This is a genomic window from Anaerocolumna sp., from assembly GCF_032079385.1.
Taxonomy (GTDB): domain Bacteria; phylum Bacillota; class Clostridia; order Lachnospirales; family Lachnospiraceae; genus Anaerocolumna.
This window is the reverse complement of the sequence record NZ_DAMAUC010000001.1, coordinates 278,678-294,395: the sequence shown is the minus strand read 5'-3', so window position 1 is coordinate 294,395 and position 15,718 is coordinate 278,678. Positions and strand designations below refer to the sequence as shown.

The 15,718-nt window shown below is 37.5% G+C and carries 13 protein-coding genes; all 13 read right to left on the bottom strand.

Annotation, left to right across the window (positions count from 1 at the left end; all coding sequences use genetic code 11):
• Positions 1-30: 30 nt before the first annotated feature.
• Positions 31-603 (bottom strand): SGNH/GDSL hydrolase family protein, encoded by a 573-nt coding sequence (locus RT261_RS01220; RefSeq protein ID WP_313128321.1) that lies wholly within the window; start codon positions 601-603, stop codon positions 31-33.
• A gap of 180 nt (positions 604-783) precedes the next feature.
• Positions 784-1,800, bottom strand: a complete 1,017-nt coding sequence (locus RT261_RS01215; RefSeq protein WP_313128319.1) for a glycoside hydrolase family 88 protein — start codon at positions 1,798-1,800, stop codon at positions 784-786.
• On the bottom strand, positions 1,748-1,927 hold the full coding sequence (locus RT261_RS01210; protein WP_313128317.1) for a hypothetical protein: 180 nt from the start codon (positions 1,925-1,927) through the stop codon (positions 1,748-1,750). Before RT261_RS01210 ends, RT261_RS01215 begins: the two co-directional genes overlap by 53 nt.
• Before the next feature lie 279 nt (positions 1,928-2,206).
• Positions 2,207-3,829: an extracellular solute-binding protein gene (locus tag RT261_RS01205; protein WP_313128314.1), complete on the bottom strand. Its 1,623-nt coding sequence runs from the start codon at positions 3,827-3,829 to the stop codon at positions 2,207-2,209.
• Positions 3,830-3,880: 51 nt separating this feature from the next.
• On the bottom strand, positions 3,881-4,786 hold the full coding sequence (locus RT261_RS01200; RefSeq protein ID WP_313128311.1) for a carbohydrate ABC transporter permease: 906 nt from the start codon (positions 4,784-4,786) through the stop codon (positions 3,881-3,883).
• Positions 4,786-5,727 (bottom strand): ABC transporter permease, encoded by a 942-nt coding sequence (locus RT261_RS01195; protein ID WP_313128308.1) that lies wholly within the window; start codon positions 5,725-5,727, stop codon positions 4,786-4,788. The genes RT261_RS01200 and RT261_RS01195 overlap by 1 nt, the downstream gene beginning before the upstream one ends.
• A 307-nt stretch (positions 5,728-6,034) precedes the next feature.
• Positions 6,035-7,813 carry a sensor histidine kinase gene (locus tag RT261_RS01190; RefSeq protein ID WP_313128306.1) on the bottom strand — a complete coding sequence of 593 codons (1,779 nt, stop codon included), beginning with the start codon at positions 7,811-7,813 and terminating at the stop codon, positions 6,035-6,037.
• A 19-nt stretch (positions 7,814-7,832) separates the two neighbouring features.
• Positions 7,833-9,404 carry a response regulator transcription factor gene (locus RT261_RS01185; protein ID WP_313128304.1) on the bottom strand — a complete coding sequence of 524 codons (1,572 nt, stop codon included), beginning with the start codon at positions 9,402-9,404 and terminating at the stop codon, positions 7,833-7,835.
• Positions 9,405-9,683: 279 nt separating this feature from the next.
• Complete coding sequence (gnpA, locus tag RT261_RS01180; RefSeq protein WP_313128301.1) at positions 9,684-11,855, bottom strand: 1,3-beta-galactosyl-N-acetylhexosamine phosphorylase; 2,172 nt, start codon at positions 11,853-11,855, stop codon at positions 9,684-9,686.
• Between the two features lie 128 nt (positions 11,856-11,983).
• Positions 11,984-12,160 (bottom strand): DUF6903 family protein, encoded by a 177-nt coding sequence (locus RT261_RS21075; protein ID WP_442871752.1) that lies wholly within the window; start codon positions 12,158-12,160, stop codon positions 11,984-11,986.
• A gap of 85 nt (positions 12,161-12,245) precedes the next feature.
• Positions 12,246-13,115, bottom strand: coding sequence for a carbohydrate ABC transporter permease (locus tag RT261_RS01175; protein WP_313128298.1), 870 nt, complete (start codon positions 13,113-13,115; stop codon positions 12,246-12,248).
• Between the two features lie 12 nt (positions 13,116-13,127).
• Positions 13,128-14,018 (bottom strand): carbohydrate ABC transporter permease, encoded by an 891-nt coding sequence (locus tag RT261_RS01170; protein ID WP_313128296.1) that lies wholly within the window; start codon positions 14,016-14,018, stop codon positions 13,128-13,130.
• 92 nt (positions 14,019-14,110) lie between these two features.
• Entirely contained in the window at positions 14,111-15,490 is a 1,380-nt protein-coding gene (locus tag RT261_RS01165) for a carbohydrate ABC transporter substrate-binding protein (RefSeq protein ID WP_313128293.1), read from the bottom strand.
• Positions 15,491-15,718 lie beyond the last annotated feature (228 nt).

Sequence of the window (15,718 nt, the reverse complement as noted above, 5' to 3'; positions counted from 1 at the left end):
AGACTTCCATTCTCCCATGTGGTTATAACTTCACTGAGGAACACAGCCGATTGCCCTGATAACTGCTTTTGCCAGTTCCCGGCTTCCTTCCTCTGTAAAATGCGTAAAATCAGAATGATATGTTTCCGGAAATGCAGAAGCCACTTTATATAAATCATTGATTGGAATTTTGTTTTTATCCATAACCTCAGCTGCAATAGCATTATAGATTTCAATATCCGAATTTCGTCTTTCAAGTCCTTCCGGTGACAAGTGCCCAATCACTGGTGTTGATAATGCAAAAACAATGCTTGCGTTAGGGAATAAAAAATGTATACGGTTTACAGTCCGCTGCAGGGTATCCCGGTAAAAATACTGTGGTGTCAGCGGCTGGTCATTGTCTAACCTGAGAACATCCCATAAACCATTATTCCAATGGACTATATCTATGTTGTTTGGATTTTCTATTTCATCACGCCACATATAAATATGCCTGAAGGTATACTGTAAAAATTCACAGTTGCATTTTGGGGCCTGGATTATCGCTTGTTCTTTTGTATATTCTCTTACAAAGGGTTCATAACCCATACGGATAGAATCACCAATTAAAAATACTTGTTTCATTTTTATAACAATTCTCCTTTCAAAGTCTGGAGACTTTGTGCGCAGCACGAATCTCCGGTTGAAAGAATGAAATTCTTTCAGCCTTTCTCCTTAATCTTATTTCTCAGAATGCAGTCAGACATCCCACTTTAATTTCAAAACTTACAGAACCTTCCGAACCTGATCAAGTCAGCTCAAGTACTACCAGTACAATTTCCATTCAGGATTATTCACCCTCATCAATGCCTCCAGGTAATAATAATCTCCCCATGCATTGCATTCATCCACACCATTATCGGGGCAGGTATTGTAAGGTGAGGATTTACTGTAGGTTCCATGAAGCAGCTGTCCGTTTGAATGATCAGGGTCTTTTACGGAATAGTTGTTGATCAGGGACAGCAGAATCCTTTCTGCCATGTCACCATAATAGTGCGCCTCTTGTTCCGGCAGATATTTTATCATTTCCAGCATTCCGCATACTGCAATGGCCGCTGCGGAGGAATCTCTTGGATCCGTACTGCCATCCGTAAAATCAAAATCCCAGAAGGGTACCAGATCCTCCGGAAGATGCTCTATAAAATAATCCGTTATTCTTTTGAATATGGTAATATACTCTTGTTTTTGCAAATATCTGTAACCCAGTGCCACGCCGTAGATTCCCCAGGCCTGTCCCCTTGCCCAGGCAGAGTCGTCTCTGTATCCCTGGTGGGTGACACCATATAAGGGTTCACCGGTTACATTATCAAAGAAATAGGTATGATAGGTTGAACTGTCTTCCCTCATTATGTATTTTAAAGCCGTTTCCAGATGTCTGCCGGCATAATTCCTGTACTTATCATCCTTTGTTTCTTCCGTGGCCCAGTATAATAAGGGAAGATTTATCAGACAGTCAATGATCATCCTGTAATTATCCTTTTCTCCCAGTTCACCCCATGCCTGAATAAAGCTTCCTTTTTCCTGAAATCTGCTGATTAGATTATCCGCAGCCAGAAGTGCTGCTTCCCGACCGGTTTCCAGCCCGCATAATTTGTAAGCAGCTACACAGGAGGGTGAATATAAAAAACCCATGTCATGGTGGTTTGTTCGAATATGGTTTTGTATCCTGTTTTTAAGCGTTTCCACATGCTTTTTTGCAAGTTCCGAATATTTTTCATTCTTCGTCCACTCATAAATCAACCATAGTTCTCCGGTAAAAAAGCCTTCCGTCCATCCTCCCATCTGGCTTGGAGGATAAACTCCCCCCCATGCTTGCAGCTGCCTTAACTTCTACTCCTAAGTCATGAATGGCCTTATCTGTTTGAATAATTGCCCTTTCGATTGCATTATCTATGTCTGCTTTCTGCAATTTAGAATTTGCTTCCGATACCATTTCCTCTGTATTCTCCCTTCTTACGATTTCTTACTATTATGCCGGTCATCCGGTAAAGTTTTACACTGGCTCCCATGGCATAAATCATCTGCTTGCAGATGGTTTACTGCCACAAATCAGGGTATGAATTATGCAATAATTCGCACTGGCATGCTCTGTATTTTTCCGCTTATCAAGAATAAGAGGGAGCCGCAAAAGAGTTCCTCGTTTATTTTGCATCTCCCTCTTAACTGTTCCTATAATGATTGCTGGCTGCTATTTACCTGACATAGCAGTAATATGTGCATTCATATCTTTAATGTACTCTTCTCCTCCGGCTGCATACCAGCCGTCTAATATTTCATCATATGCACTGGAAGGTAGCTCTCCCAATATGATTTTAGTAATTGTAGTATTCATCTTTGTCTTATAATCAATGAATTTTGCATCCGCAGCTATATCAGGAATATAACCTCCGTCCAGTGAAATTACAGCATTGGATACTGAAGTATCAATCTGATCATTATATTTCTGATTTGTTGCGTCATCAAATGTTAACTTTAAGTAAACAGCTGTATCACTTGCTCTTCTTACCATACTTCTGTTCCAGCCTACACTATCTGTTGACTTATAATCTTCAGTAGGAACCTTTTTACCATCCACGGTGTTATAGCCCACACCTTCACCGCCATCCATTAGATCATCATAATAGAATTCATCGGAAAGCATATAGTCAAATAACTGAACAAGTTTTTCGGGATTCTTACAATCCTTGGTTATTGCCCAGCAACCCCATGCGCCTGTTGCAAAAGTAGTTCCGGTTACCTTGCCAGCTTCCGGATTAATGATCCCTGGTATCCATATAAGGTTTGCTTCCGGATTTACCTCCTGCAGTTTCTGAACAGAAAAATCTACATTAGTGGGGAAAGCAACCATACAACCGTACTTACCTTTATTAAAATTATCATTCGCCTGAGCCGATTTCATTGTAGGCCAATCTGGGTCCATCCACTTATTTTCAACCATTTCATTCAGAAACACCATCAGCTTTTTAAAATTTTCTGATTCTTTGCTATATCTGGGATCCATATAAGTATATTCTTCTCCCGCTGCTTTCTGCCATCCACATAGCCCAAATGCTCCACCGATTACATCAATATTGCTGGCTGTAGAAAGGGGTACAAGTTCTCCATCCGGTCCCACAAAAGCTTTCATACCGTAAGTATCATTTTTTCCGTTTCCGTCTGGATCATTTTCCGAAAATTTTTGCATTATTTCTGTAAATTTATCCAAAGTGATTGGTTTTCCCTCTTCTACCCCTGTAATTCCAAGCTTCTCCAGCCAGTCCGATCGAAGCGCCAGTCCATCCGCTCTAACCAGCGTGGAACGTGTAACACCAAAAATTTTGTCATCGTTCATATACCTTACTGCATTTAATGATTGCGGAAGTGTATGCTGGATGATATTAGGAGCATCCTGTAAATATTTTGATATATCAATAAATGTACCGCTTAATGCTCCTGATTTTAGCAGCGTATCACCTGTATCATCAAAAAGAATTGCATCAGGCAGCTCACCGGAACTAACCGCAATCTGCACCCTCTCTGCATAATTAGCGGAAGGTGGAATATCAAAGTTAAGCTTAATATTAAATTTTTCTTCCAGCTTTTTTATGGTTTCCTGACCAATACGGCTATTTTGTGCCGGTGATAAATTAGCCATAAGATTGATTGTAACTGTTTCTTCCTCTTTCTCTGCCTCTCCGGCTGTGGTAGGTTCAGTTGTATCAGTGACTGTCTCAGATTCAACCTCATTCCCCTTATTGCGGTTGCATCCGGTTAACGCCGATACGGCAAGGGCCAGAGATAATACCACAAAACTGATTTTTTTTAATTTCATTTCCTTCTCCTCCTATAAAATTATTATAATAATGGCATGTCGCCAAAACTATCAACCTTTTACCGACCCAATCATAACTCCCTTGACAAAATATTTCTGTACAAAGGGATATACACATAAAATCGGAAGTATTACCACAATTAATGAAGCATATTGCAGGGACTTTGCAGGGATTAAATTCATATTAACTTCTGCAATGTTTCCTCCTGAATTCATGAAACTTGCATCAGCTGCTGCAATGATTTCCCTCAGTATGAGCTGCAAGGGCCATTTCACCTGGTCCTTCAGATAAATAACTGCCTTAAAGAAATCATTCCAGAACAGAATTGCCTGAAACATGGATACTGCAGCAATTACCGGCTTTGATAAGGGAACCATGATTTTAAATAATATATGCCATTCCTGGGCTCCATCGATTTTTGCTGATTCAATTAAGCTTTCCGGAATTGATTCAAAGAATGATTTCATTAGTATCAAATTGTAAATAGGACATAAAAATGGTATAATCAACGCCCAAAGGGTATTATATAGTCCCAGACTTTTCATAACAATAAATTCCGGGACAAACCCACCTGAGAAAACCATCACGATAAGGAAATATGTCATGAAGCCCTTCTTCCATCTTAATTCCTTTCGTGAAAGGGGATAAGCGGTAAGTATGAGCATGCATACAGAAAGAATGGTTCCTCCAATTGTAACTAACAGTGTATTTTTATAACCTGAAAATATGAGGTTGTTGGTGAATACCGCTTTAAATGCACTAAAATCCAGATGCCTTGGAAAAAACATAAAGGGATGAAGCAGGGTATCCTTATACGGACTAAGGGATATGGCAAATACATTTAATACCGGATAAATCATTATTAATGCAATTATTGTCAAAGAGAAATATACGATTATGTCAAACATCTTATCTCCCAGACTGGTAGTTTTTCTTTTTCTCGTATGTGTTCTCATTACATTATCCCTCCTTCACTATATTTTTTGGCCAGCTTGTTTGTAATAATCATAAGAGTTATTGCAATAACAGATTCGAATAGGCCGATGGCTGTGGAATAACTAAATCTTCCCTCCCTGATACCGGTCCGGTATACATAAGTTCCGATGATATCCCCCACCTCATAAACCATGGGATTATATAGAAGCAGCACCTGATCCACGCCGCCTTTGATTACGTTCCCCACTTGCAGAATAAATACCACAATGATGGTTGGTGTCAATTGGGGAATGGTGATATAGAGAATTTTTTTCCATCTTCCTGCTCCGTCAATTCCTGCTGCTTCGTATAACTCTTCATTAATTCCCGATAATGCCGCCATAAAAATAATGGATGCATATCCGATTTCTTTATAGATGGTAGAAGACACAACAATCGTTCGAAACCAGTTGTTGCTGATCATGAATTTTATGGGTTCCATGCCCAATGCCTTTAATATTTCATTCACGGCACCGTCCCCTGCCAGCAAAAGCTGAACCATTCCCGCTATAACCACCCAAGAAATAAAATATGGTAAGTAAACAATTGTCTGTGTAATCTTTTTAAACCTAATTCTTTTAACCTCATTTAATAAGAGTGCCAGAATGATTGGAGCCGGAAATCCCCATGCCAAGCGGTAAATACTAAGAACAAAAGTATTACGAAATACTTTCCAGAAATCACCTGATTCTAAAAATATGTATTTAAAGTTTTCAAGACCAATCCATCTGCTTGTAAATAATCCCTTTATTCCACTTGCGATATTATAATCCTGAAATGCAATTATATTGAAGAAAATAGGCAGATATTTAAAAATGAATAGAAATGTAATACCAGGTAACAAAAATATATAAAGCCACTTATTTTTTCTTACATCATTCCATATATACTTTGCTCCCCGTTTTCCTTTAGTTGCTGTCACATGTATGCCCTCCTTTTGTATATCAGGTAGTGTAAAGTTGACATCCCGTTTTTTTGGGCTCCAGTTTTCTATACGTACTTACCACTACTGTATATCATGATTATAGACAAAGGAAATCAATTCAACAATGCGGTAAAATCAACTTTTGAGTGCTACATTATTTACATAAAGAAAATAAAATTATTTTAAAGTGTCATTAATTCAACCTTTTGTACCATTAATTCAACTCCTTATAAATCATAACTCCGTTGAGGTATACAATAAAAAAATCTGCACCCTGTAACAATGCAGATTTTTATGTTCTATTCTATAAATATTTTGGTACTATAATTTTTACAGTGGTTCCTTTATCCAGTTCGCTGGATATTTTAACTCCGTACTCTTCTCCAAAGACGAGCTTAATACGTTGATTTACATTCTTAATTCCAATATGCTGATCTTCTTTAATATAGTTCTTATTCAATTCTTCGTTAATTGAATAAAGAGCTTCCGAAGAGATTCCTATTCCGTCATCCTCCACTTCAAAGACCACATTATTTTCTTCCAAATATCCCTTGATTCGAATGGCCCCACCACCTTTTTTTTGCTTCAAACCATGGTATATAGCATTTTCTATGATAGGTTGAAGGGTGATTTTAACAATAAGGTAATTTTCCAATTCTTTATCCACAAACCATTCTACCTGGAATAAATTCTTAAATCTTAACTTTTCAATCTCAATGTATTTTCTGGCATGTTCCATTTCATCCCTGATAGGAGTCAGGTTATTCCCCGTTTCCAGACTAAGCCGCAATAGTTCTGCAAGATTGGTTATGGCAACCGATGCCTCATTTTCACTTTTAGTAAGACCAATGGCAAGCCAGTTAATAGCAGTGAGGGTATTATACAGAAAATGAGGATTGATTTGTGACTGTAAAGCAATGGTCTGGGTCTTTTTAAGCATTGCTAAATATTCCGTAAGGCTGGCTTCCATATTCTTTTGGTTTAAATTAATATCAACAATCTTAGTCAATATGAATTTCAATTCACTGTATTGCTTTTTATTATTTCTATCTCCATATATTTTTGTAATTTCGGGGCTATTAAACACCTCAATAATATCACGAAAAGGCCTGTACATATTAAAGGAAATGGTTAATGAAAGTAAAAAAGACAGCACGATACTTGCCAATACGGAAGATAAAAAAATATCTCTTACAAATTGCGTTTCGGTTTCGCTATCCAATGGTACTACCGTAATATAATTGTATTTCTTATTATCCGATGCCGCAACAGAAACAAGGCTTTTCCGTCCATCTATATCCGTAATCCCTGCTGTTCTTTTTGCATCGGGTAATGTGGTTCCAATTAAGTTATAGTTATTATTAAAAATAATAGTATTATTTTGATCAACAATATATAAATCCTCAAAATTATTTTCATAAAGTGAGCCAATATAGGATTGCAGGGTCTTAACCTTCGTGTTAAAAACAATTACCCCTTTGTTCAGCATGTTGGTGGAATCAATAAATTGTATGTATGTGAGAAAATCATTTTGACTGGACTTTAAAGGGCTGATTTTTTCATTTCTGAAATAAAACTTTTTATTTCCTTCCATATTCCCAGTTAAGTCTTCAAGCCACAAATTATCGTCAAACTCTTGAAACGAACTTATGGTTTCATTATAAGATGATATTAGATAATTATTCTTGTAAGAGTACAGGTAAATAGAGTATATATATTCGCTTGATGACATGGAAAGCTTTAAGGCAGTATCCAACAGAACTACCTTGGATTCATATCTGGCCAAGTCATCGTTATCATAATTCAGGAAGTTCTGCACCTCATGGTCAGCGAGCAGCCTTGCCGATATTCTATCCCCTTCTGAGATTATGGTATCGATGGTATCCTTTATTTTATGAAGGGAACTCTCATAGGCAGCCTCAATGTCCTTTTTCACACTGGAAAAATAAAAAGCATATACCAAAGTACTGATAGAGGTCAGTATAATAACCAGAATCAAAAAAATGGATATAAAGTACTTTATAAATATACTTCTAAACTTAAATGTAAATATTAAATTCCATATTCCCTTATTCTTACCCATGTATGCTCCTTACAAGAGATCATATTGTCTCATCATCTCCCCAAAGACTTTTTCTATATTCCGTGGGAGTCTGCCCTTTATACCGTTTAAATATTTTATAAAAGTAACGGAGACTGTTATAGCCCACCTTTTCGCTTATCTGATTAACCTTATAATGAGGATCCTGCAATAGTTTTACAGCATTCTCCATCCTGACCTTAATGAGATAATCAATATAGTTTTCCCCTGTCTGTTCCTTGAACAATCTGCTGAAATAAACCGGATTCAAAAAGATATGATCTGCTACATCTTCCAAGGTAATGTCCTTATTATAATTTTCATTAATATATTGCTTTGCCCGGCCTATTACATTCTCAAAGGTACCATTTTTCTCCTTTTCAACTCTATAAACCAGTTTACTTAATTCATTTTTTCCCCATGACCTTATCTGTTCAATGGTCTCAAGTTGTTTAATTTCATTCCAATTGGTTTTTCTGGACTCTTGATCCATATTTAATCCATTTTCCTCAAGCTTGCTATAAATCATATCAAATAAACTTGAAACATTATCACAGATTATTCTGATGTCCAGATGATTCATCTGGTTTATAAAATTCTCGTACAGCCCCTCCGATAACCGGAAGTCACCTGAGCTTATATAAGAATCCAGTAATTTAACCTGATTTAGCAAATTAAAATTATCGTCTTTTTCTTCTGATTGAAATAAGTCAACGGGACTTTTTTCCGCTAACTGGACAATGCTGCTAAAATTGAAATCTTTTTTATAATTCAACTCAAGATTTAAAAGCTTTTTTGCATTTTCCTTAACGGTTTTAGCAAATTGGTCTAAATTATCTGATAAGGATTCAATATCGGCCTGATCCTGTGAAATACATAATATCTGTATTTTATCTTTCATGTTTCTTACCGGATAAAATAATAAAGAATAATCCTCTGTATTAAAAAAATTCTTAATTGCCTGATATAGCCCATCTTTACCAAAGCTCCAGTTATTGGATAAAAAGTTTTCATAATCTACTATTGTAACATGGAATACAATACATGGACTCTGGTCAACATCTATTTTGAAATCTAACATCTTTAATCGTGAAGCAATATCCTCCCGCTCTGAATATGCGCCGTAAAATAAGTCAATAAAAAATTGTTCCTTTGAGAAGGACAGAAGCTCTTCATAGTGCTCTTTTCTCATTTCTTCCTGAAGTCTGCTTTGTCTTTCACTATCAAGCTGATTTTTCAATTCATGAAAAACTCCTTGAATATCTTTAAATTTTGGTGGCTTTAAAAGGTAATGGCTTACATTATATGCTATGGCCTGTCTTGCCAGTTCAAATTCCTGAAAGCCACTTATCAGAATTATTTTTATATCCAAATTATGATCCATTACATATTTCGCAAGATCAATACCAGATATGAAAGACATCTTAATATCTGTTAAAATCACATCTACCTGATTGCTTTTGATAAATTCGATGCCATCTCTTCCATCTTCTAAATTTCCCACGACTTCAAAGCCCATAGTCTTCCAGTCTATGAGCTCAGATAGTCCATTCCGCATTATTTCTTCATCATCAATAATTAACAATTTATACATTATATACGTCTCCATAATCAGTCAACATTACCACTTTAATGTTATCCTGTAGGATTAAATATGTCAATAATCAATTATTTCAACCGTTTTATTCCTTTTCTCCAGATCAGAGTATGAAATTCAGCTTTTTTAGATATCTTATATCACACCCGTGAGTTTATATCTCATGCCAGCGAATCTATGCTCATACCAGATAGTCTATATCTCATACCAGCGGATCTATGCTCATACCAGTGTGTCTATATCTCATACCAGCGAATCTATCTCATACCAGTGTGTCTATATCTCATACCAGATAATTTCATTGGCTTCTAACTCTAATTCAAAGCTGGTGGAATCACCTCTGTAAATTCTTGTTTTTTGCGGTTCATAGGTGTTATTTACAACACAATACTTGTTATTCTTTACATAAGCATGTACTTCCACATTACAGTTGCTGGAAAACCATTTGTTTAAGTTTTCTTCATCATGGGTGCTCCAGAGAATGCTTCGATACAGGAGTCTTGTATTTTCAAAACTGTATGGCAGACCGCTTATATAAACACTTCTTCCCTTACCAAATTCATTGACTGCCATCTGTACTTCTTTTTCTCTCTGAACCAGAACAGCAGCACCTTCTAATGCATACATGCTTTTCTTACCCTCACCAAAATATATTTCTGCACTGCAATCTTCGGTAATAAAATGACCGCTAAGAGTATCCCAGTTATATTTATCGTAATTTAAAGTAAATCCTGTTTCTTTTTCTACTCCGAATACATTTGCTAATTGGATATAATGTCCCTGATACTGGTGTCCGGCAGGCTCACCGATTCCAATTAAGCCTCCACCTTCATAAACAAACTGACGGATGGCACTTGATACCGCCGCATCTTCCCAGACTTCACCACCAGTATGAGCCGTATCTCCATCTCCTACATTGATGATTACATCTATGTTCTTTAAGAGGTTACAGTCATTTCTGATATCCTCAAAGCTGATAAAGGATACTTCAAATGGTGCTCCGCTTAAGGCCTCAATCACTCCAGCATAACTATAGTTTTGCTTCTGGTAAAGTGCATGATGTACCATATGGGCGCCCCAGGCACGCATCTTACCCCAGCTGTTTAACACTGCCACTCGTTTGATACAATAAGGTGTTGTACCTTTAATATTTTCATACAGCTCACGGAATTCATTGCAAACAGATTCCACATAGTCGATAAACTCCGGGAACTGGCAGGCAAGTTTTAAATAACCGCCATATCCGATTCTGTCAATTGGTTTTCTTAAGATGGCACGTCTTGCAGTAACCCAGTTTACTTTCGCTTCCTTAACCGGATCTCCCCCTTCATAAAAAGTATCCGGGAAGAAATAAGGAAGAAATCTTCCTTCGGTATATTTTACACCGGGAATGTCACTGATCAGTCGAAGGGTGCTGCCATTTCCCACACTACCTACAACTGCATCCAGACCGATTGTTTTAAACTCTTCCAGAAATGGTTCTGTTCCAATCCAGTGATCTCCCAGAAACATCATGGCTTCCTTGCCATATTCATGAGTGATATCTACCATTTCCTTGGCTAACTTTGCCACTTCCCGTCTCTGAAACGCCTGAAAATCTTTGAACTCTTTGCTTGGAATACGATACTGGTTATTATAATAACCCTGATCAATAATAAACTCCGGACGGAATTTATAGCCCACCTCTTTTTCAAACTGTTCCAAGATATAAGGTGATACCGATGAGGAGTATCCGTACCAGTCAACGTACTTTTCACGCATCATCTCATCAAAGATTAAGGTAAACTGATGGAAAAAGGTTGTGTAGCGGATTACGTCCACATAAGGATGTTCTTCAATAAACTTACGAAGGCGAGCCATGGAATATTCCCTGGTCTTTGGCTGTCTTACATCAAAAGTTATCTGATGCTCCACATCTTTCCATTCATTGGTCACCGCATTATACATATGTACAGGATCCCAAATAAGGTATGCAAGAAAGCTGACTGTGTAATTGTGAAACAGGCCGCAGTTTGTAATTATAACTTCACCTGTTTCCTTCTCATAGCTCCAGTCCTCTGAAGAAACCGCCAGACCTGTACTACGGTCAATAACTTCCCACCACCGGGCTTTATCATCATAATCATTTACCTTCATAAGATCCGTTGCTATTCCCTTCAGCAATGGAATACGGAGATTTTTTTCCGCAGCTGTGTAAAAAGGAGTCATAATGTAGCATTGCTGTACCTCTTCCGGATGTGCTTTTGCCCATTCGTTATCCTTACGGGTTGTGTAATAGGTTTTGTACACCTTTGCCTGAACGCACTTTAACTCCTCCGGATAGTCTGTACCATCACAATCACGAATGGCATCTGCTCCCCATTTATTCAACAGCTCTATTGTTTCCGGAACTACATCTGTGTCCGTTGGTATTGTAACCCTTCCGGTTAGCATTGTATTCTTTTTCATATCTACCCCGCCATTCCGGCGCCTGAACGCCTTTTAATCTAGTTATTTTTGCGTATATCTAAGAAAGATTGTACATTACAAGGCACAATCCACCAGAATGCAAATTCTTATTAAATATTTATATTTCTCTACCTATATTTTTTATTATAAAAGTATAACAATAACAGTATTCCACATAAGCCTGCAAGCATGGTGTATAGCCCCTTATAACTTATGCTCTTTTGCCCTATAATAACCAGGCCTACACATATAACAAGGCATATACATTTTAGAATAACTGCCAGAATTTTTAATGTATTTTCCATATAACTCTCCATTCTGCCAAAACACCATACATTTTGGTGCCCCCGCACATTTGCAAAGTGAATCCTTTCCTAATTCACTTTGCGCCTATTCTTTCAAACCACCAAGTGTCATACCCTGTGTCAGTTTCTTTTGCACTATAATATACAGTATCAGGGTGGGCAGCATAACCAGAACAAGTCCTGCATACATACGACCATACTGAGCTGCTGCATTCTGGGCTTTCATCAGGTTCATCAGACCTACAGGAAGTGTCTTTGCACCCTTAGGATCGGTTAACAGCGTAATCGCTATAATGTATTCATTCCAGAAAGATAAGAAATTAAACAGGATTACGGTAATAATACTTGGTCTGGCCATTGGTAATATTACCTTTACCATAGTCTTTAAATATCCGCTTCCGTCAATATAAGCCGCCTCTTCATAAGTCCTTGGTATAGTTACAAAGTAACCGGACAATAAATAAATGGTAAAAGGAAGTGCTGTTGCGGCGTAAACAAGGGCCAGCACATAAATGTTGTTTAAGAAAACAGGTGAGAGTCCTATACTTTTCAATGCCTTATCTCCATCAATAAACATCAGGAAGATTGGAACTACTATATAGTTTACATTAATAAATAAACCAGCCATAAAAAGAACATTTAAGATCTTTCGCAGTCTAAACTTAAATCGGCTAAGGCAATAGGCTGCCGGCAGGGCTACAACTAAAAGGATAGCAAGGGCTACCACAGTGACAATTACACTGTTTAACATATATTCACCCATATGGGCACTGCCCCAGGCATCTACAAAGTTCTGAAAATAAAAGGATTCCGGAAGTTTCCACGGACTGCCGTAAAACTCATTATTCTGCTTAATTGAAGCTACAAATACCCATCCTACGGGTACAATAATTGATATTGCTAACAATCCTAATATAAGATAGATTAAGATTTTCTTTAATGGAAGTTTATGCATGTTTTCAGCCTCCTACATTTCTATTGTTTCGCGTTTGGTGATCAGATTCAGAATTCCGCTTAAAGCAAAGGAAAACAGGAATACTACAACCCCCACCGCCATACCATATCCGTAACTGGAATTCGTGTAGGCCTGTTTATACATATAGCTTAAGAATACTTCGGTACTGCCATCCGGTCCTCCGCTGGTCATGGCTTTTACAAGCATAAAACTAAGGTTAATACTGCTTATGATAAAGAACGTTAACGTCGTTCTGATATTAGTCCAGATTAATGGGATGGTCATAGAAAAGAACTGACGAATACGGCTGGCACCTTCGATATTGGCGCTTTCGTATACACTCTCCGGAACACTTGCCATACTGGCCATATACATAACCATATAATAGCCAATGGCCTGCCATATCATAGCCATGGCAATTGAAAATATTACAATTTTCTGATCTCCCAGCCAATAGATTGGTTCGCTTCCCTTATCCCGAAAGAGAGCCAGAACGCTATTAAGCAATCCATTCTTGGAATCCAGAATTGCACTAAAAATAGCACTAATGATTACAATGGATAAAATGTTTGGTATATAGAAAACAATTCGGAAGAAATTCTGTCCTACGATTTTTTCTCTTGTCAATATTGCTGCAAAAATCAGGGCAAGAGCTATGGTTATAACGCTGACAATAACAATTAATAATACTGTATTCTGAAAAGCCTGCATAAACTTCATATCCTGAGCAAGCTTTATAAAATTATCAAATCCTACAAAAGTTTTCTTAGGTGAATATCCACCCCATTTGTAAAGTGACATTTTAAAGATATTAATAGTTGGTATAAGCATAAAGATTGTAAACAGAATTACTGCCGGTGCTACGCATAAGAATATAAATATTGATTTCCCTTTATTTTTCATGTCTGTCTCCTGTTAAAGAAACGGTGAGCCAAGTATCTGCTCACCGTTTAAATTTGCCTACCCGGTACTGTAAAATATGTATTTCGGTTTTATTATTTTAAAGCAGCACGGAGCTGGTCACTGTCTTTTTTAATTCCTTCGATCCACTGTGCCTTTGCTTTATCTCCGCTAACCAGTGAGTTAACTGTTCCAAATATAGTATCGGCAAAGTTTACACCTTCTACAGGATCTGTTGTTGCAAAGCTTCCTAAAGCAGCTTTTGCACCATTATCATATATGCTGTAGAACATCTTGTTGTCACCTTCTAATTTATCAGCAAATCCAACGATTGGCTGAATAGCACCGGACTCTGCGAAAATCTCTGCTGCTTCATCAGAATACATATATGCTACGAATTGCTTTGCTGCGTCTTTGTTTTCAGCTGCTGCCGGTACCCATAACTGTTCAAACCATGTATAGGAATAAGCATCTCCGCCCTCAGCAACTGCAGGAAGTGCTGTGAATCCCCATTCAAAACCATCCACACGGGGAGCATCTTTCATTTCACCAACAACCCATGTACCATTTGGCATAAATAATGCCTTGTTGTCTAGGATTAACTGCTGGTTCTTAAGGTAGTTATCATTGTTAGCATTGGATGGAACTGATTTTTCTGTATAAGTTGCTAACTTTTCAACAATATCAAATGCCTGGTTTGCTTCCGGAGTATCCCAGATGCCTTCTGCATAGGTAGTAGCTTGCTGGAAGAAATCCGCACCGCCTACTTCATAAAGAAGAGCGTAGAAGAATGCATCAAAATATCCTGCTGTAGGATATGCGAATAATGCAATACCTTCCGCTTTTGCCTTATCTCCTAATTCCCACATTTCATCCCATGTTGTTGGAACTGTCCAGCCTTTTTCTTCAAATAAACCTTGGTTGTAGAACAATCCGCATGGACTATAGAACATAGGTGCCATGTATGTCTTTCCATCATTATAAGGATTTGTTAGAGAAGATTCTGTAAATCCGCCGGCGATTTTATCACTGACTTTCTTATCCTCTCCTGGAACTGTCATACTTAGAACATCTGTAATGTCTTCTAAGCCATTTTCTTTTATTAAAGTTTCTGTTAAAGCTGCTGGACGGCCAGTAGCCAAATGAACAACATCGGGATAATCTCCGGCTTTCATTCCTGCTCCAATAACATCCTCTAAGGATTTGTCCGTTGTAAGCTCTACTTTAATTCCTGTCTTTGCTGTAAATGCTTCTGAAACTTTAGTCCACATATCTGCACCATAAGCTGTTTCAATAGCTGCTACTTTAATTGTAACATCCTGCTGTGGTGTTTCTGCTTCTTCCCCTTTGGCAGGTTCTGAAGTAGCCGCCGGTGTTGTTGCATTATCCGCATTAGTCTCATCCTTTTTTGCACAACCAACGAAGGAACTAACTGTTAATGCAAGTACTAACAAAATACTAACAAATTTTTTCATATTTTTATCCTCCTTTACAACTATGTATGTAGTATACAATATCTAATTTTATAAACAATAGATATCTTGCTTTCTTCTTTATATATATTGCTATATAATATATATAAGAAACAATTAGCAAATCATATATTTAGAAATTTTTGTACACTATTCACATACTACTAAATTACTAATATTATTATTATTGCTCAAATTGAAGGGATTACATTATCTCCAATTGGCATGTCG

Excerpts from the sequence above, each read along its gene's own strand:
- RT261_RS01220 (WP_313128321.1), bottom strand. The coding sequence starts at position 603 with ATGAAACAAGTATTTTTAATTGGTGATTCTATCCGTATGGGTTATGAA.
- RT261_RS01215 (WP_313128319.1), bottom strand. The coding sequence starts at position 1,800 with ATGGGAGGATGGACGGAAGGCTTTTTTACCGGAGAACTATGGTTGATT.
- RT261_RS01205 (WP_313128314.1), bottom strand. The coding sequence starts at position 3,829 with ATGAAATTAAAAAAAATCAGTTTTGTGGTATTATCTCTGGCCCTTGCC.
- RT261_RS01200 (WP_313128311.1), bottom strand. The coding sequence starts at position 4,786 with ATGAGAACACATACGAGAAAAAGAAAAACTACCAGTCTGGGAGATAAG.
- RT261_RS01190 (WP_313128306.1), bottom strand. The coding sequence starts at position 7,813 with ATGGGTAAGAATAAGGGAATATGGAATTTAATATTTACATTTAAGTTT.
- RT261_RS01185 (WP_313128304.1), bottom strand. The coding sequence starts at position 9,404 with ATGTATAAATTGTTAATTATTGATGATGAAGAAATAATGCGGAATGGA.
- gnpA (WP_313128301.1), bottom strand. The coding sequence starts at position 11,855 with ATGAAAAAGAATACAATGCTAACCGGAAGGGTTACAATACCAACGGAC.
- RT261_RS21075 (WP_442871752.1), bottom strand. The coding sequence starts at position 12,160 with ATGGAAAATACATTAAAAATTCTGGCAGTTATTCTAAAATGTATATGC.
- RT261_RS01175 (WP_313128298.1), bottom strand. The coding sequence starts at position 13,115 with ATGCATAAACTTCCATTAAAGAAAATCTTAATCTATCTTATATTAGGA.
- RT261_RS01170 (WP_313128296.1), bottom strand. The coding sequence starts at position 14,018 with ATGAAAAATAAAGGGAAATCAATATTTATATTCTTATGCGTAGCACCG.
- RT261_RS01165 (WP_313128293.1), bottom strand. The coding sequence starts at position 15,490 with ATGAAAAAATTTGTTAGTATTTTGTTAGTACTTGCATTAACAGTTAGT.